Source organism: Clostridium sp. UBA7503, from assembly GCF_002477055.1.
GTDB classification, from domain to species: Bacteria; Bacillota; Clostridia; order Clostridiales; family Clostridiaceae; genus Clostridium_J; species Clostridium_J sulfidigenes.
The window spans coordinates 41136-60525 of the sequence record NZ_DLNT01000050.1; the positions used below are offsets into that span (position 1 = coordinate 41136).

Annotated in this window: 15 protein-coding genes; all 15 read left to right on the top strand. The window is 31.5% G+C overall.

Annotation, left to right across the window (positions count from 1 at the left end; all coding sequences use genetic code 11):
- Positions 1-6 precede the first annotated feature (6 nt).
- The 15 genes from mocA (at position 7) to B3630_RS15220 (ending at position 19363) form a co-directional block, all read left to right on the top strand.
- On the top strand, positions 7-588 hold the full coding sequence (mocA, locus tag B3630_RS15150) for a molybdenum cofactor cytidylyltransferase (protein WP_346899600.1): 582 nt from the start codon (positions 7-9) through the stop codon (positions 586-588).
- A 16-nt stretch (positions 589-604) separates the two neighbouring features.
- Positions 605-1426, top strand: a complete 822-nt coding sequence (gene yqeB / locus B3630_RS15155; protein ID WP_346899602.1) for a selenium-dependent molybdenum cofactor biosynthesis protein YqeB — start codon at positions 605-607, stop codon at positions 1424-1426.
- Between the two features lie 190 nt (positions 1427-1616).
- The gene (locus B3630_RS15160) at positions 1617-2834 is read left to right on the top strand and encodes a YgeY family selenium metabolism-linked hydrolase (RefSeq protein ID WP_346899604.1); all 1218 of its coding nucleotides are present in this window, start codon (positions 1617-1619) and stop codon (positions 2832-2834) included.
- Between the two features lie 93 nt (positions 2835-2927).
- Entirely contained in the window at positions 2928-4166 is a 1239-nt protein-coding gene (gene thrC / locus B3630_RS15165) for a threonine synthase (RefSeq protein ID WP_346899606.1), read from the top strand.
- Positions 4167-4209: 43 nt separating this feature from the next.
- Entirely contained in the window at positions 4210-5688 is a 1479-nt protein-coding gene (locus tag B3630_RS15170) for a pyridoxal-phosphate dependent enzyme (protein ID WP_346899608.1), read from the top strand.
- Between the two features lie 153 nt (positions 5689-5841).
- A complete protein-coding gene (gene xdh / locus B3630_RS15175) occupies positions 5842-8481 on the top strand; it encodes a selenium-dependent xanthine dehydrogenase (RefSeq protein WP_346899610.1) in 2640 nt (879 codons plus the stop codon).
- Positions 8482-8555: 74 nt separating this feature from the next.
- Positions 8556-9836, top strand: coding sequence for a guanine deaminase (gene guaD, locus B3630_RS15180; protein WP_346899612.1), 1281 nt, complete (start codon positions 8556-8558; stop codon positions 9834-9836).
- Between the two features lie 57 nt (positions 9837-9893).
- Positions 9894-10478, top strand: a complete 585-nt coding sequence (locus B3630_RS15185; protein ID WP_346899614.1) for a TetR/AcrR family transcriptional regulator — start codon at positions 9894-9896, stop codon at positions 10476-10478.
- 135 nt (positions 10479-10613) lie between these two features.
- Positions 10614-11450 (top strand): FAD binding domain-containing protein, encoded by an 837-nt coding sequence (locus B3630_RS15190; RefSeq protein WP_346899616.1) that lies wholly within the window; start codon positions 10614-10616, stop codon positions 11448-11450.
- A gap of 33 nt (positions 11451-11483) precedes the next feature.
- Positions 11484-11951, top strand: a complete 468-nt coding sequence (locus tag B3630_RS15195) for a (2Fe-2S)-binding protein (protein ID WP_414633019.1) — start codon at positions 11484-11486, stop codon at positions 11949-11951.
- A gap of 13 nt (positions 11952-11964) precedes the next feature.
- Entirely contained in the window at positions 11965-13212 is a 1248-nt protein-coding gene (locus tag B3630_RS15200) for a xanthine dehydrogenase family protein molybdopterin-binding subunit (protein ID WP_346899618.1), read from the top strand.
- 19 nt (positions 13213-13231) lie between these two features.
- Positions 13232-14170, top strand: a complete 939-nt coding sequence (locus B3630_RS15205) for a xanthine dehydrogenase family protein molybdopterin-binding subunit (protein WP_346899620.1) — start codon at positions 13232-13234, stop codon at positions 14168-14170.
- A gap of 118 nt (positions 14171-14288) precedes the next feature.
- Complete coding sequence (locus B3630_RS15210) at positions 14289-14831, top strand: ECF transporter S component (protein ID WP_346899622.1); 543 nt, start codon at positions 14289-14291, stop codon at positions 14829-14831.
- A 246-nt stretch (positions 14832-15077) separates the two neighbouring features.
- Positions 15078-17003 carry an ABC-F family ATP-binding cassette domain-containing protein gene (locus B3630_RS15215; protein WP_346899624.1) on the top strand — a complete coding sequence of 642 codons (1926 nt, stop codon included), beginning with the start codon at positions 15078-15080 and terminating at the stop codon, positions 17001-17003.
- Between the two features lie 41 nt (positions 17004-17044).
- Positions 17045-19363 (top strand): ATP-dependent DNA helicase, encoded by a 2319-nt coding sequence (locus B3630_RS15220; protein WP_346899626.1) that lies wholly within the window; start codon positions 17045-17047, stop codon positions 19361-19363.
- Positions 19364-19390: the final 27 nt, after the last annotated feature.

The window sequence follows — 19390 nt, forward strand, 5'->3', positions numbered from 1 at the left end:
TTCAATGTGGTAACAGGGATTGTTATGGCATCAGGCCGTAGTACTAGGATGGGAAGATATAAATTACTATTAAAGTATAAGGGTAAATATCTAATAGAATATGTTTTAGATGCAGTAAATAAAAGTAATTTAGAAGATAAAATCGTAGTAACTGGCAATGAAACAATAGTAGAGTTAGCTCAGACTAGAGAATTAAAAGTAGTTAAAAACTCCCAGGCATATATGGGTCAAAGTCAATCTATAAAACTTGGGTTGAAAGCTGCATCTAAAATTTCTGGATATGCTTTTATTACAGGGGATCAACCTTTTTTAAATGATAGTCTTATAAATAAACTTATAGAAGAATTTGAAAAAAATCAAGATAAGTTTATTGTACCAATTTATAAAGGTAAAAGAGGAAATCCTGTAATATTTCCATGGAAGTATCGAAATGAACTTTTAGCACTTAATGGAGATTTAGGCGGAAAAACCATTTTAAAAAATCATGAGGATAATATATTTTTTGTGGAAGTAGATGAAGAGTATTTTCTTTGGGATATTGATACAGAAAAGGATTATATAGAATTGTTGCAATCAAATTATCATTAAGCAAGGGGACGATTTGGTGATAAATAATAGAATAATTGTAAGAGGTGGAGGCGATATTGCCTCAGGTACTATACAAAAACTTCATAGAAGTGGATTTAAAGTCCTAGTACTTGAGATAGAGATACCCTCTAGTATTAGAAGAAATGTATCTTTTAGTGAGGCAGTATTTGATGGTGAAACAACAATTGAAGGTATGGAGGGTGTTCTTGTTAGAACCTATGATGAAATACTAGAAGCTTGGGATATGGGATATATTCCGGTAGCTGTTGATAGATATGGAAAGCTCATTGAAACAGTTAGGCCTATTGCTGTAGTTGATGCAATTTTAGCGAAAAAAAATTTAGGTACCGCTATAGATATGGCACCTATAACCATTGCATTAGGTCCTGGATTTAAAGCAGGTATAGATGTAAAAGTAGTAGTAGAGACCATGAGAGGACATAGTTTGGGAAGATTAATATTTGATGGATATGCTATAGAGGATACAGGAGTACCAGGATCTATATGTGGTTATGCAAAGGAAAGAGTAATTTATAGTTCTTATGAAGGAAAAATTAAGAATATAAGACAAATAGGAGATATAGTTAAAGCTAATGAAACTATAGCACTAATAGATGATTTAGAAGTAAAATCTAAAATTGATGGAGTGCTAAGGGGCATTATTAGAGATAACACTTATGTTACAAAGGGGTTGAAAATTGCAGATGTAGATCCAAGGCAAGATGAGATTAGCAATTGCAATACTATTTCTGATAAGTCAAGAACTATAGGTGGATCAGTTTTAGAAGGAATATTATACTTTCAATCTATTAACCCATTGTTATCTCTAGGGAACTAAATAAAATTTTCTAGTTTATTGATGTTGCTAAATCTATTTAGTAATATAGATAAATTAGATTAAAATATAGGTTAATTGTATTGAATTATATAGGTTTTAATTTGAATCAACTAATTAATTAGTAAGTATTTAAAGTATTGAAATAATGGTTGAAAAATAAATATGTTTATATTTAAAGGGGGATTTAGATATGTCAAAAATTACATGCCAAGAAGAAATACTAAAGTTAGCCAAAAGTTATAAAGCTGATATGACAAGGTTCTTAAGAGACATGATAGCTATTCCTAGTGAAAGTTGTGATGAAAAGAGAGTAGTTTTAAGAATCAAAGAGGAAATGGAAAAAGTAGGTTTTGATAAAGTAGAAATAGATGAAATGGGAAATATACTAGGTTATATAGGACATGGCAAACATGTAATTGCTATGGACGCTCATATTGATACTGTTGGAATTGGAGATATAAATAACTGGACTAATGATCCATATGAAGGATATGAAGATGATGAAGTTATTTATGGTAGAGGTGGTTCTGATCAAGAAGGTGGAATGGCTTCAATGATTTATGCAGGTAAGATAATCAAAGATTTAAATTTAGAAGATGATTACACTCTAATAGTTACAGGTACTGTACAGGAAGAAGATTGTGATGGCTTATGCTGGCAATATATTATAAATGAAGACAAGATAAAACCAGAATTTGTAGTAATAACTGAACCAACTTCAACTAATATTTATAGAGGGCACAGAGGTAGAATGGAAATAAAAGTGACAACTCATGGAATTAGTTGTCATGGTTCAGCACCAGAAAGAGGAGATAATGCGATATTCAAAATGGGTCCTATTCTTAATGAATTAAAAGAGTTAAATAAAAGATTAATAGATGATCCATTCTTAGGAAAAGGAACTTTAACAGTTTCAGAAATATTCTTTTCTTCACCTTCAAGATGTGCAGTAGCTGATGGTTGTACTGTTTCCATAGACAGAAGACTTACTAATGGGGAAACTTGGGAATACGCTTTAGATGAAATAAGAGAATTACCTTCAGTTAAAGAGGCTAAGGCTAAAGTAGAAATGTATACCTATGAAAGACCTGCCTATACAGGACTTGTCTATCCAACAGAGTGCTATTTTCCAACTTGGGTTCTTGAAGAATCACATCCAGCTTGTAAAACTTTAATAGATTCTTATAAAGAGTTGTTCAAGGAAGACCCATTAGTAGATAAGTGGACATTTTCGACTAATGCAGTATCTATAATGGGAAGGTATGGTATACCTTGTGTTGGTTTTGGTCCAGGCCATGAAGATCAAGCTCATGCACCAAATGAATTAACATGGAAAGATGAACTTGTAAAATGTGCAGCTATGTATGCTTTAATTCCGATTACCTATGTAAAAGAATACTGTAAGTAAGACTCCAAATCTATGATTTGGTTAGTCGCACTTACTCATTCGACGAAGAAGAAGGAGTTTTAGAGGTTATTTCAATAAAAATGAGGTGAGATTATGGAAAAAATTAAGGGACTAGTATGTTCTAAATGTGGTAAGAAAGTTGGAGAAGAAGTAATGTATCACTGTCCAGACTGTGGCATAGAAGGAACACTAGATGTAATTTATAATATAGACTTAGTTAAAAAAGAATTAACTAAGGAACATCTAAAGGAAAATGAAGATAAAAATATTTGGAGATATATTCCTATTCTTCCTCTGGAATCTAAAGAAAGTATAACACCTTTACAAATAGGAGGAACACCTCTTTATAAAGCTAATAGATTAGAAAAGTTATTAAATATAAAGAATGTATATATAAAGGATGAAGGTAGGAATCCTACAGCATCTTTTAAGGATAGAGCTACAGCTATTGGTGTGGCCAAAGCAATAGAGTTAAAAAAAGATATTATGTGTGCAGCATCTACAGGCAATGCAGCTTCTTCTCTTTCAGGATTTGCAGCTTGTATGGGAATAAAAAACTATATATTTGTTCCTAAAAACATTCCAGAGGCAAAATTAACACAACTTCTAGTATTTGGAAGTGATGTAATTTTAGTAGATGGTGATTATGATGTAGCATTTGGATTTTGTTTAGAAGCTGTGAATCATTTTGATTGGTATAACAGAAGTTGTGCCATAAATCCTTACTTAGCAGAAGGGAAAAAAACTGCTGCTTTTGAAATATGCGAGCAATTAAACTTTAAGGTGCCAGACAAAGTAATTATGTCTGTGGGTGATGGATGTTCCATATCTAGTGTATGGAAAGGATTTAAGGAATTTTATAAACTAGGTTTAATAGATAGGCTTCCAAATATGGTATCGGTACAAGCAGAAGGAGCTAATCCAGTTAATAGAACTTATAGAAATGGAACAAGAGCATTTAATTATATACCACCAGTAACTATTGCAGATAGTATATCAGTAGGAATTCCGAGAAATGGATATAAAGCTTTAAATGCTCTTGAAGAAAGCAATGGGATTGCTATTGATGTCAGTGATGAAGAAATTTTAAGTGCAATAACAACCTTAGCAAGGCAGACTGGAATATTTGGGGAACCAGCAGGAGTAACTAGTTTTGCCGGACTTAAAAAATTAGTTGAACTAGACCAAATAAGAGAAGATGAAACGGTAATTATTGTAGTTTCTGGTAGTGGTCTTAAGGATATAAAATCAGCTCAACATGCAGTTAATAAACCGGAATTAATAAAGCCTGATATGAATAAATTAATTGAATATTTAAAATGTTTGTCCTGAATGATAAGGAATTCCTTTATAAAGATTTTGAGGAGGATATAAAATGCATAAATTAATAGATTTAGAAGTTAATGAGGAACAAATTCTAAAAACAGCAGAGAGTGCAAAAGAGAGAAATATAATTATTCCTACTATTGCTCAAATGAAGGATCCAAATAAAATACCAGAAGAGATTAAAAGTAAACTTGCTGAAACTGGCCTTTGGGATATTGATCCAATCAACTTATTTAGAATATCTTGGTATAATCAGCCAATTAAAGAAGGTGGTTTATATAACACATTACCCAATTATATAGAAATACCACAAGAAATATCAGGAGTTAAAGCTAGGATTTTTGCTATGTCAGGAAAGTTTTTTCCTATAGGAGCTCATAAAGTTGGAGCAAGCTATGCTTGTCTTGTACCAAGACTTGTAACAGGACAATTTGATCCAAAGTTTCATGAAGCTGTTTGGCCATCAACTGGAAATTACTGCCGAGGAGGAGCTTATAACTCAACATTACTAGGGTGTAAATCGATTGCAATTCTTCCTGAAAATATGAGCAAAGAGCGTTTTAATTGGCTTAAGAGTATAGCTGGAGAAGTAATTGCAACTCCGGGATGTGAAAGTAATGTTAAAGAGATTTATGATAAGACTTGGGAACTCAGAAGAACTAGAGATAATGTTGTTATATTTAATCAATTTGGAGAACTTGGAAATCATCTTTGGCATTATGAAGTAACTGGCAATGCCATGGTTTCTATTATAGAACATGAAAAAGGCTATAATGGAAAAGTGGCTGGTATTTGCTTAACTTCAGGTTCAGCAGGTACTTTAGCAAGCGGAGATTTCATTAAAGATAAATATCCAGGTGCTAAACTTGCCGTTGGTGAAGCCCTTCAATGTCCTACACTTTTAAATAATGGTTTTGGTGATCATAGAATTGAAGGTATAGGAGATAAGCATGTACCTTGGATTCACAATGTAAAAAATACAGATATGGTTATCGCTATAGATGACAATGATAGCTTAGCTTTGTTTAGAATATTCAATGAACCAGTTGGTCAACAATATTTAAGATCCATTGGAGTGTCAGAAGAAGTTATAGAAAAGCTTACATGGATAGGTATTTCTGGAGCAGCCAATATAATATCTGCAATAAAATTTGCAAAGTACTATGAGCTTGACGAAAGTGATATGGTATTAACTGTTCTTACAGATTCAGCAGAAATGTATCAGTCAAGACTTGAAGAAATGAAAAAAGATAGAGGACATGAATATGAAGAAAAGGATGCTATGGTTGATTATAACAGAAGTATTATAGGTATAAGAACAGATTCTATGGAAGAACTAACTTATGCGGCTAAGAAGAGAATTCATAATTTGAAATATTATACATGGATAGAACAACAGCAATATGAGTTAAATGAATTAAATGCTCAATGGTATGACTATGATAATTATTGGGAAAGACTTCATAAAATGGCACCAGAATTAGATAAATTAATAGAAAAATTTAATGAAAAAGTTAAAAACTTATAAGAAATAAAAGTAAATTTTATAGCCTTGTAATCAAGCATACATTATAATTAAAATATGCTAGGACCCTGAGTTTATATTATATTTGAGGGGTCCTATTCAGCTATATAGTATGTTGAAAAATTTATACATTAGTAAAATATTAGGAGGAAATTTATGTATGAGTTTGTGCTAAACGGAAAAAATATTTCATTTGAAGAAAATATGAACTTGCTTGAATACTTAAGGGAAGAAGCAAATTTAACATCAGTTAAAAACGGGTGTGGAGAAGGTGCTTGTGGAGCTTGTATGGTTTTAATAAATGGAGTTCAAGGAAGGGCTTGCATAAATACTCTTGAAAAAATTAATGGTAAAGAAGTACAAACTGTTGAGGGTTTATCAGAATTTGAAAAACAAGTATTTTCATGGTCTTTTTCAAAGGTTGGTGCAGTTCAGTGTGGATTTTGTATTCCAGGCATGGTGATTAGTGCTAAGGGATTATTTAATAGAAATTTAAATCCTTCTAAAGATGATATAAAAGCTGCTATTAATGGAAATGTATGCAGATGCACAGGTTATGTAAAGATAATAGAAGCAATAGAATTAGCATCACAAATTTTTCGGCAGGGAAAACTAAATTTTCATTTAGAACGAAATGGTTCTATAGGAAAATCATTGACAAGAATTGATGCTATGGATAAAATTTTGGGAACTGCTATATATGTTGATGATATGAAGGTTGATGGGCTTGTATATGGTTCAGCATTGAGAACAAGATATCCAAGAGCACTGATTAAAAAAATTAATATAGATAAAGCTCTAAATCATCCTAATGTTATAACCATATTAACAGCAAAGGATATACCTGGGAATAGATATATTGGACACATTTCAAAGGATTGGCCAGCTTTAATAGCAGTGGGAGAAGAAACTAGATACGTGGGAGATGCTATAGCGCTAGTGGCTGCAAAATCCAAAAAGGCTTTAAAGGAAATTTTAAATCTTATAGAAGTAGAATATGAGGAACTTGTACCACTAACGAAACCAGAAGTGGCTATGAGATATGATGCTCCAAGAATTCATCCTGAAGGAAATATATATAGATGTGAAAGAGTTAGAAGAGGTAATATAGAGGATGCATTAAAAAACTCTAAATATATAGTTACTAATTCTTATTCAACTCCATTCACGGAGCATGCTTTTTTGGAACCGGAAAGTGCGTTGGCAATGCCGGATGGAGATGGAGTGCTAGTTTATACTGGCTCCCAAGGAATTTACGATGAGCAAAGAGAAATATCAGAACTATTAGGGCTTCCTAAGAAAAAAATAAGGTGTATTAGTAAATATGTTGGAGGTGGCTTTGGTGGAAAAGAAGATATGAGTGTACAACATCATGCAGCTTTACTAGCATATATTATAAAAATGCCGGTGAAGATTACTTTGAGTAGAAAAGAAAGTATAATGATTCACCCTAAAAGACATGCTATGGAGATTGAAGTAACTACAGCATGTGATGAAGAAGGAAAATTAACAGCTTTTATAGCTAATATAGTTGCCGATACTGGAGCATATGCATCTTTAGGAGGACCAGTATTACAAAGGGCATGTACCCATGCAGCAGGACCATATAGATGTGATAATGTTGATATTACTGGCACCGCAGTTTATACTAATAATCCACCAGCAGGAGCTTTTAGAGGATTTGGAGTAACTCAATCTGTATTTGCAGGGGAATGTAATTTAAATCTTTTAGCCGAAAAGGTTGACATATCAAGCTGGGAAATTAGATATAGAAATGCTGTAGAACCAGGAGATATACTTCCCAATGGTCAGGTAGCTGATTCAGGTACAGCAATTAAAGAAACATTACTAGCTGTAAAAGATAAATATTATGGTAATGAAATTGTAGGAATTGCTTGCTGTATGAAAAATAGTGGAATAGGAGTTGGACTTCCTGATATAGGTAGGTGTAACCTTATCATAAAAGATGGAGTTATTAATGTAAGAAGTAGTGCAGCTTGTATAGGTCAAGGCATAGGCACTATAATGACACAGATAATTTGTGAAATTACTGGTTTATCACCAAATAGAATTGCAATAGGTTTTCCTGATACTTTTGACTCACCTAATTCAGGAACAACTACAGCTTCAAGACAGACTTTGTTTACAGGAGAGGCTATTAGGATTGCTACAATGAAGTTTATGGAAGAAGTGATGAAGCTATATAGTGAAGAAAAATTAATATACCATGTAAAAGAAAGTTGTATAGAACGAAGTATAATTAGAAAATGGCTCTTAAACAACACAGAAAAGGTTATAAATTCATTAAATGATAGAGAATTTTATGGAGAATTTATGGGAATAACAGACCCTATAAATTCTCCAAAGGAAAATCCTATTAGTCATGTAGCATATGGGTATGCAACACAACTTGCAATGCTAGATAAAAATGGTAAACTTAAAGAGATAGTTGCTGCTCATGATGTGGGAAGAGCAATTAATCCTATAAATGTGGAAGGACAAATTGAGGGTGGAGTTGTTATGAGTTTAGGATATGCTTTAACAGAGGATTATCCACTTAATAATTGCATACCTATAGCTAAATTTGGAACTTTAGGTTTATTTAGAGCTCCAGCAGTTCCTAAGATATTACCTATAATAATAGAAAAGAATACTAGTGATTTAGCCTATGGGGCAAAAGGGATAGGAGAAATAACATCTATCCCAACAGCGCCGGCAATTCAAGGAGCTTACTATATGCTAGATCATAAATTCCGAACTACTTTGCCTCTAGAAGATACATTTTATAAGAAATAAGAAGAAAAAGAGTTCATTAGGTAGAAAGATTAAATTATAGTTTAAATATTATAATTTAATTAAGGAGGAATGTGATGAGTCAGATTAAAGCAATAAAAGGAAATATTATTTTTACCAAAAACTTTGGGGAATATGAAATAATAGAAAATGGGTATGTGGTACTAGTGAATAAGGTAATAAAGGGAGTATATGAAGTATTACCAGAAGAACTTAAAAACACATCAGTAATAGATTATGGAGATAAATTAATTATTCCTGGTTTTGTTGATTTACACCTTCATGGACCTCAATTTCCTAATTTAGGGTTAGGATTAGACAAGGAATTAATGCCATGGTTAGAGACCTATACTTTTCCAGAGGAAGAAAAGTACTGGGATACAACCTATGCAAAAGATGTATACACTAGTTTAGTAAGAGAACTTTGGAAAAATGGAACTACTAGAAGTTGTATCTTTGCCACAGTACATCTAGATTCAACAAAGCTCTTAATGGATATCTTAAACCATTCAGGACTAGGTGCTTATGTAGGAAAGGTAAATATGGATAGGAATTGTCCAGAATTTTTAAGAGAAGACTTAGTAAAATCTATTGAAGATACGGAAAACTTTATAAATGAATATGGGGATAAGTATGAACGTATAAAACCAATTATAACTCCTAGATTTGTGCCTACTTGTACGACTAAATTATTAAGAGGATTAGGTGACTTAGCTGAAAAATATAAAATACCAGTACAGTCACACTTAAGTGAAAATGAAGCTGAAATAGAATTTGTAAAATCCTTGCATCCAGAGTATGAAAATTATGCCAGTATTTATAAAGATGCAGGGCTTCTTGGTAATCAACCAACAATTATGGCTCACTGCGTATTGCTTGAAGATGAAGAAATAGAGATGCTTAAGCAAAACAAAGTGTTTGTAGCTCATAGTCCAAATTCAAACTCTAATTTAGCAAGTGGTATAGCTCCCATTAGAAAATTTATAAATGAAGGAATACCAATTGGACTTGCTTCTGACATATCAGGAGGACATAGCTTGTCTATGTGCAACGTAATGGTAGACAGTGCGCAAGCATCAAACATTAAATGGCTTGAAAGTGGTAAAAAAGAAACACCACTAAATACAGCTGAATTGTTTTATTTAGCAACTAAGGGAAGTGGAAGTTTCTTTGGGAAGGTTGGTAGTTTTGAAAAAGATTACGAATTTGATGCATTAATTATAGATGATAGTTCACTAAAAAGTTTCAAAAAACTATCAATACAAGAAAGATTACAAAAATTTATTTACACAGGAAATCCTAAAAATATCATTAAAAGGTATGTGGCTGGAAAAGTTATAGATGAGCCATATATGTAAATTAAAAACTATATACTTTTAGATGAAATTAGGGTTAAGTGAGAAAGAAGGTTAATCATGGAAAAAGATGTGGATAAGAGGATACTTAAAGCGGCACTTGAAGTAGTATCTAAGGAAAAAATTAGTGGAACTCGTATGCATATAATTGCTAAGGAGGCGAATATGAGCCAAGCTAACCTACACTATCACTTCTCTACTAAGAATGATATTATGGTAGCATTACTTAATAGCATACAAGAGGAGTTTTCTAAGGGTCGCAAGAACTATATAGATACTGAAGCTAAAACTGTTACCGAAAATATTCAAGGGTTCTTTGAACAGAAAAAAGATGATATTTTAATAAATAAAAAGATGGAATATGCCCAAATCGATTATTGGGTTCAAGGAACTGTAAATGAAGAGATAAGGACTATATTTCAAAATACCTTTAATATCTGGAGAAAGAGTATAGAAGAGACTTTTTCTAAAGAAGAACAAGAAGGAATTGATGATAAAACTATGAGAAATATTCCTTTTCTAATGGTATCCTTAATGCTAGGGGCTTCATTACAGTACTTAATTGACGAAGGGAAATTTGATTTAGATGATTATTTTCAAGTTGCAGAGGAGATGATATTAACGGCATGCAACAAAACAAAATAAAATAAGATCATTACAGTAAAATAAATCTTCTATATATTTAATATAGAAGATTTTTTTAAAAAATATATGTAATAAATTTGAATAAAATGAATAAATTGAATAAATATATATGAATGGGGGTATAGCGTAAAAGTGTTGAAAATTTACAGTCCTAAAACTATAGAAGAAGTTAAAGAATATATGAAAGATCATTCTAATTTTAAACTGTTAGCTGGGGGAACAGACTTAGTTCTAGACTTTAAAAGAAATAAAGTAAAGTGCGAATCCATAGTTTCTTTAGAAAAAATTTCAGAATTAAAAAGAATAGTAGATGATGAGGATGAAATATATATTGGAGCTATGGTGACTTTTAGTGATTTAATTGAAAATAATATTATAAATAATTACTGTAATTTACTTTTAAATTGTAGTATGTCTATGGGATCACCACAAATTAGAAATGTAGCCACTGTTGGAGGTAACATTTCTAATGGAGGATCAGCAGCTGATATAATACCTTGTATAATTAGTTTGGGAGGAATATTACTTATAGAATCTGAAGAAGCACTAAGAAGAGTAAGTTGCGAAGAATATTTTGAAAATCATAAAGAAGAGAGATTAAAAGAAAATGAAATATTAACTTATATTATTATACCTAAAACACAAAATATAAGTGGCTATTACAAGTTAGGTAAAAGAAATTCTTTAGCCATTTCAAGAGTAAGTGCTGCTGTAAATTTAGAAATAAAAAAAGATAGGATTTGTGCTATAAATATATGTCTTGGAGCAGTTGGAAGATATCCCTTTAGGGCTAAAGAGTTAGAAGAAAGGTCTTTGGGAAAAGATATTAAATGGCTATATTCTGAAGAAGCTTTAGAATATTTAGAATGTATAGTAGAGAAAAGCATTGAGGGTAGGAAAACTATGCCTTTTAAAAGGGAGGCAATTAAAGGTGTATTTAAAAGCGCCTTAGATAACGCTTTACAGAAGTAGATATAATTTTAAATTATAGAAAAGAGGTATGTTGTGGTAGAAGTAAATATAAAAATAAATGGAATTAAATATAAAAGAAATATAAATAGTATGATGAGACTAATAGATTTTATAAGGGACGAAATTAGGCTAAAAGGAACAAAGGAAGGGTGTGGAGAAGGAGAGTGTGGTGCTTGCACTGTTATTCTAGATGGTAAAACTGTGAATTCTTGCCTTTTACTAGTGGCAACTTTAGATGGTTGCGAAATAATTACTATAGAAGGTATTAGTAATAACGGAATACATCCCATTCAAGAAGCTTTTATGGAGGTAGGAGCAGTTCAATGCGGATATTGTACTCCAGGAATGATACTAAGTGCTAAAGCTATACTAGATAAAAACATAGATGCAACTGAAGAGGAAATAAGGGAAAGTATTTCAGGGAATCTTTGCAGGTGTACAGGTTATGACAAAATAGTTCAAGGTATAATTTTAGCTCAAAGGAAGTTGAAAAATAATTAGAGGAGAGGTTGCAATGGAGTCTGTTGGAAGAGGACTTATAAGGCCAGATGTATACAATAAAGTACTAGGTAAATCAATTTATCCTGACGATTTAGAATTTGAAGGTATGTTATATGCTGGAGTAAAAAGAAGTACAATCCCCTATGGAAAAGTTAAATATATAAATATGGAAGAAATAAGAGCTATGGAAGATGTGGAAATGGTCATAGATTATACTATGATACCAGGAGCTATAAGTCATGGTGTTGTATTTAAGGATATTCCTACTCTTGTGAAAGATATAATTAAAAGAGTAGGGGATCCCATAATTATAATAGTTGCTAAAAATAAGGAAGCTTTAAAAGGCGCTTTAAATAATGTGAAAATAGAGTATGAAGAGTTTAATGGCATTTTTAATATTGAGGATGCTTTAAAAGAAGATGCTCCAATTTTAGGTGAAGGAAGTAATTTGCTTTATGATTTAAAGATAAAAAAAGGGAATATTGATGATGGATTTGAGGAAGCTAAATATATAGTAGAGAACTGGTATAATACTCCTATGGTAGAACATGCTTTTCTACAGCCTGAGGCATCTGTAAGCAGAGTTGATGAAGAGGGCGTGGTAGAAGTATATGTTGCAACTCAATATCCACATTATGATAGAGAAGAGGTAGCTAGATGCTTAAATATTGAGGAAGAAAAGGTTAGAATTAGAAATATGACTATTGGTGGAGCCTTTGGAGGTAGAGAAGATATTAATCCACAATGTCACGCGGCAATTGCAGCTTATTTGACTCAAAAACCAGTTAAGGTAGTTTATGGTAGAGAAGAATCTACTATATCCCATAGTAAAAGGCACCCTATGAAAATTTTCTTGAAAACAGGGGCTAGAGAAGATGGTAAACTTTGTGGGTTAAAAGCTAGAATCTATGGAGATACTGGTGCATATGCTTCATGGGGTATGAATGTATTAAGAAAGGCTGCAGTACATGCTACCGGTCCATATAATATACAGAATGTAGATATAAGAGCCATGGCTGTATATACCAATAATCCATATAGTGGGGCAATGAGAGGATTTGGGGCAACACAGTGTCCTATTGCTACAGAAAGTCAGATGGATATGTTAGCTGAAAAGATTGGGATTCACCCACTAAAATTTAGATATATAAATGCTTTAAAAGTAGGAGATAAAACTGCTACAGGTCAAGTGTTAAAATCAAGTGTAGGTCTTAAAAAATGTATAGAAAAGATTGCAGACCTTGATGGAGTAGAAATTTAAAAGAAGGTGTGAAATTAATATGAAGAGCCGTGGTGTAGGGTATGCTACTATATTTTATGGTACTGGATATGGGAATGGGTTTCCTGATGAATCAAGAGCAACGGCAGAACTTAGGGAAGATGGCGAAATTGTAGTATATGTGGAAGTTTCAGATGTAGGTTCTGGTGGTATAAGTGTGATGTGGCAAATTGCTACAGAAACATTAAAAATAGATAAAAATCTAATTAAAGTAATGTATGATAACACTAGTTTTGTAAAAGATAGTGGTACTGCAGCAGCAAGTAGACAAACTTACAATACAGGAAATGCTGTATATGATGCTTGTAAAAAACTTAGAAGTAATTTAAATAAAGGTTTAAGTAGATTAAATGATAACTATATTAATAAAGAAGAAATAAAGTTCCTTTATAAGCAGATGAAAGAAAAGGGAATTCCAATAAAGACAGAAGGTTATTTTAAAGCAGAAACTTCAAAAATTGATATGGAAACTGGTGAAGGTAATCCTTATTGGCCTTATACCTTTGGAGCACAGAAAGTTACTATTGAAGTAGATGATGAAACTGGTAAGGTTGACATAATTGAAGTTATAGTTGTAAATGATGCAGGAAAAATAATAAATCCAACTTCGGCAGAGGGTCAGGCACAAGGTGGAGTTGCTATGGGAATAGGTTATGCACTTATGGAAGAAATAGAAATAGAAAAAGGTTCTATAAAAAATAGAAATTTTTCAAATTATATAATACCAACCAGTAAAGATGTACCACATATAGATACTTATTTTGTGGAGGAATTTGAGGAATCAGGTCCTTATGGAGCTAAAGGAATAGGAGAGCCTGTAATGATACCTACTGCTCCTGCTATATTAAATGCAATATATGATGCAGTAGGAGTTAGAATGTATAGCATACCTGTAACATGTGATAAGTTATTATTAGCGTTAAAAGAAAAAAAAGGTTAAATTTATAACTGATTTAAATAGAAAGTATCCATTATTTTTTATAATGGATACTTTCTATTTACAACTGTAGCCTTATGATATATACTAATGTATATACAGCATAAGTAGGAGGATAAAAATGAAAACAAATCTAAAAAAAATGGTAATTAGTTCATTATTAATAGCTATGTCTATTATAATACCAGTAATATTTGGGCCTTTTCTTAAGGTATATATACCACCATTCTCTGCAACTTTGGCATCACATGTACCTATGTTTATTGCTATGTTCTTAGGACCTTTTGAGGCTGCAGTAGTTGGAATTGGTTCAGTGATAGGTTTTTTGTTTGCTATACCAGATCCAATTGTGGCAATGAGAGCATCATCTCATATAGTGGTAGGTTATATTGGAGCTAAAATGATTATGAAAAAAATGTCTTATGGTAAAGTTGTAGCTTTTACAGCACCAATACATGGAATTTTTGAAGGATTAGTAGTACTTATATTTACAGGTAATATAGTATTATCAATTGTTGTAACAGGAATAGGAACTATAATTCATCACGTTGTAGATGGTTTAATTTCTCTTCCAATTATTAGAATAATACAAAAAGGATTAGGAATTAATTTATCTACTATAGGTGAAAAAAAGAAAGAAGAGCCTGAAGATGTAGCGGTATAACACATTTCTTATAGTTTTTTTATGAAAGTTATATTCTTTAGAATAAATTTGATTAGCGATATAGTATAAAGTCCCTATAAATATTAAATATTAAATATTAAATAAAAACCTTTAGATAATAGTATCTAGAGGTTTTTATTTCTTTGTCGATTAGGTATAATGTCCATAGGAAAGATTTTATAAATAGAAGATATTATAAAAAGAAATTAAATAATTAAACATAGTTAAGAATAGAGGATGATACATATGAATTTAATAACACTTGAAAATATATATAAGAGTTATAGTGAAAAACCATTATTAACAGATGTGAAACTAACCATAACATCAGAAGATAAAGTTGGAATAATTGGTGTAAATGGAGCTGGAAAGTCTACATTATTAAAAATAATTGCAGGAATAGAACAAGAGGATTCTGGCGTAATTACAAAGATGAATGGACTGAATATATCTTATTTACCTCAACATATTGAGTTTAATCCAGAGGATAGGATTATTGATCATGTTTTTAATGGTGCTGGGGAAATAATGGAAGTACTAAGAGAGTATGAACATGTATTAGAAGAACTAAAAATCAATAGTGATAACTCAAAGCTGCAACAACAGTTATTTAAGCTTACTAGTAAAATTGACGCATTAGGAGGTTGGCAAATAGAAAGTGAGGCAAAAGCATTACTAACAAAGTTAGGTATAACGGATTTTGATGCTAAAATGGGAAAGCTTTCTGGAGGGCAAAGAAAGAGAGTAGGGCTTTGTAATGTTCTAATAACTCCTTGTGATCTTTTAATATTGGATGAACCTACTAACCACATGGATAATGAAATAATTGATTATATGGAGGAGCTATTACAGAAAAGAAAAGGTGGGGTTATAATGATAACCCACGACAGATACTTCTTAGATAGAATTACTAATAGGATTTTTGAACTAGATAGGGGAGAGCTTTATTCTTATCAAGGAAATTATTCTGTATTTTTAGAGAAAAAAGCAGAGAGAATGCAGCTTATGGAGGCTCTTGAAAGTAAAAGACAGAATCTTTACAGAAAAGAGTTAGCTTGGATAAAAAGAGGAGCTAAAGCTAGATCTACTAAGCAAAAGGCAAGAATTGATAGGTTTGAAGAGTTAAAAGAAACATCCTACAAGATAGATGAAGATAGAATGGATTTAAATACAGCTGGTTCAAGGTTAGGAAAGAAGATATTAGAGCTTTATAATATAAGCAAGGACTTTGGAGACAAAGTAATTATAAAGGATTTTAGTCATATCTTTACAAAGGAAGAACGGATAGGAGTTATTGGAAACAATGGTATGGGAAAAACTACTTTATTAAATATTATAAGTGGAAAATTAAACCCAGATAAAGGGCAAGTCATACAGGGTGAAACTGTTAAGATAGGATATTTTACTCAAGAAAATATAGAATTAGATGGAACTATGAGAGTTATCGAGTATATTAAAGAAATAGCTGAGTATATAACTACAAATGATGGAAATAAAATTACTGCATCCCAAATGTTAGAGAACTTTTTATTTGATGGAACCATGCAGCATAGCTTTATATCTAAATTGTCTGGTGGAGAGAAGAGAAGATTATATCTTCTAAGAATACTAATGGAAGCACCTAATGTATTATTTTTAGATGAGCCAACCAATGACTTAGATATTCAGACTTTAACAATTCTAGAAGACTATTTGGATAGATTTAATGGTACGGTAATAGCCATATCCCACGATAGATACTTCCTAGATAGAATTGCCAATAGAATTTTTAGCTTTGAAGGACAAGGAAAGATTTTAGAGCTTGTAGGAAATTATAGTGATTATAAAGAGTATAGGGATATAAAGGCTGAAGAAGAAGTTGCTACATCAAGTACTAACAAAGAAAAGAAGTATGGTGAAAATAAAAATCGTAAAGAAAAGTCAACTAAATTAAAATTTACATTTAAAGAGCAGAAAGAATTTGATACCATAGATGATGAAATTGAAAAAAAAGAGGAAGCTATTGCCTCAGTAGAGACAGAGATAAACCAATGTGGAAGTGATTTTGTAAAGCTACAACAGTTATTGGAAGATCAAAATAGATTAAAAGATGAATTGAATTTTTTATTAGAAAGATGGGAATATCTAAATGAAATTTTTGAAGAGATGGAAACCCAGAAACAAAATAAGTAAGTCCTAGGTTTAATCATGGATATAACTTTTAGGAGAAGAATATGATAGAAAATAATATGAGAGTATCTGTTAGAAATTTAATAGAATTTATTTATAGACAAGGGGATATTGATGATAGAATAGGGGGTATTGCATCAGCTCAAGAGGGTACTAGGCTTCATAAAGTCATACAAAAGGAACTTAAAGAGCAATGTGATGAATCTGAAGAGAAGACTTATATTAATGAGATGTATTTATCAAAAGAGTTATGCTATAAGGAAATAAATATTATTTTAGAAGGGAGAGCCGACGGTGTTATTATTAGTTCACAGGAAGGTAGTAACACTAGAGTTAAAATAATAGAGATAAAGACTACTATGAAGGATTTACTTACCCTTGAAGAAAATGAGAACTTTCTTCACTGGGCCCAAGGAAAACTATATGGGCATATATATTGTGAAGAAGAAAACCTAAGTGAAATAGATATAGATCTTATATATTGTCACAGAGAAAGTTTGCATACAAAGACTTTTTCAAAAACTTTTTTAAGGGAAGAACTAAAGGGATTTTTCAATGAAGTGATGGGCAGATATACAAGGTGGATTCATCTTCAAAGTAGTTGGATAGAAATAAGAAACAACTCTATTGAGAAGTTAGATTTTCCTTTTAAAAATTATAGGAAGGGTCAAAGGGAACTAGCTGTAAATATATATAGAACTATTAAGGAGAAAAAAGATATTTATATAGAAGCGCCTACAGGGACAGGAAAGACTATTTCAACAATTTTTCCTGCAATAAAGTCTTTCACTATAAATAATTCAGCTAAGCTTATATATCTTACAGCGAAGAATATTACTAAGGGAGTGGCTGAAAATACCTTAGACATATTAAGAGACTCTGGTATGAGGCTTAGAACTTTAACCATTACTGCAAAAGATAAGATTTGTTTTCTTGAGGAAAGAATATGTAATGGCGATGCATGTGAATATGCAAAGGGACATTTTGATCGAGTTAATGACGCCATATTAGCTATGATAGAAAACAATGAAGTTTTTAATCAACAGATTATTGAGGAGTATAGTAGGCAATTTAAGGTATGTCCTTTTGAACTTTCCTTAGATTTAATTGCTTGGTGTGATTTTATAATAGGTGATTATAACTATTTCTTTGATCCTAAAGCTATGATAAAGAGAATGGCCTTTGATGATACACCATATATGTTTCTTATTGATGAGGCACATAATTTAGTAGACCGTGGAAGGGAAATGTATTCTGCTGAGATAAAAGAAAGTGATTTGAAAGAATTAAAAAAAGAATTTAAATATAAAAATAAAAAACTAATAGGTATAATAAATAAAATAATTAAGCTGCTAAAGGAATATACAATAGGTGAAAAGGGCAATATAATAATAGGTGAAGGACCTGGAGAAATGCTAGTTCTTTTCAGGCTTTTTGCAACAGAAGGTGAAAATTACTTGAAAGAACACAATGGTGAAACTATAGATGATATATTTTTAAATGTATATTTTTCCTTCTTAGATTTTATTAGAATTGGAGAGTTATTTTCAGAGGATTTTGTACTATACTGTAATAATGAAGATATAGATATCTGGATAAAAATATTCTGTTTAAACCCAAGCAATGTAATAAAACAGTGTATAAAAGGTAATATAAGTAATATATTTTTTTCAGCCACTTTGTCTCCAATGAATTATTTTAAAAATCTACTAGGTGGAGATGATAAAAGTTACAGCATAAAACTTCAGTCGCCCTTTCCCCGAGAAAATAGAAATTTGATTCTAAAATATGACATTGATACTAGATACAAGTACAGGGATAAAAGTTATTACCCAATCTGTAAATATATCAATGAAACTCTAAATAATCATGAAGGAAACTTTTTAGTATTTTTTCCTTCCTATGAATATATGACAAAAGTATATGAAGTTTACTGTAAGAATTTTAGTGGACATAATATATACTTACAAGAAAGTGTTATGACAGAGGAAGAAAGAGGAGAATTTTTAGAAAGATTTTCTTTGATGGATGTAGATAAAAATAGCAAGGAGAGAACTATTGGTTTTGTAGTTCTAGGAGGGGTATTTTCAGAAGGAATAGATTTAATTGGGGATAGACTTAAGGGAGCAATTATAGTGGGAGTTGGATTGCCTAAAATATCCTTTGAAAGAAAATTAATAGAAGAATATTTTAACGAAATAGGGCAACCAGGATTTCACTATGCGTATACATTTCCAGGGATGAATAAAGTTATACAGGCTATGGGAAGAGTTATTAGAACTGAAGAAGATAAAGGTACCATAATGCTTTTAGATAAGAGGTATAGAAGTGAAATATATCAAAAGTTAATGCCTATAAAATAAGACTTTAATATATATTAAAACATATTA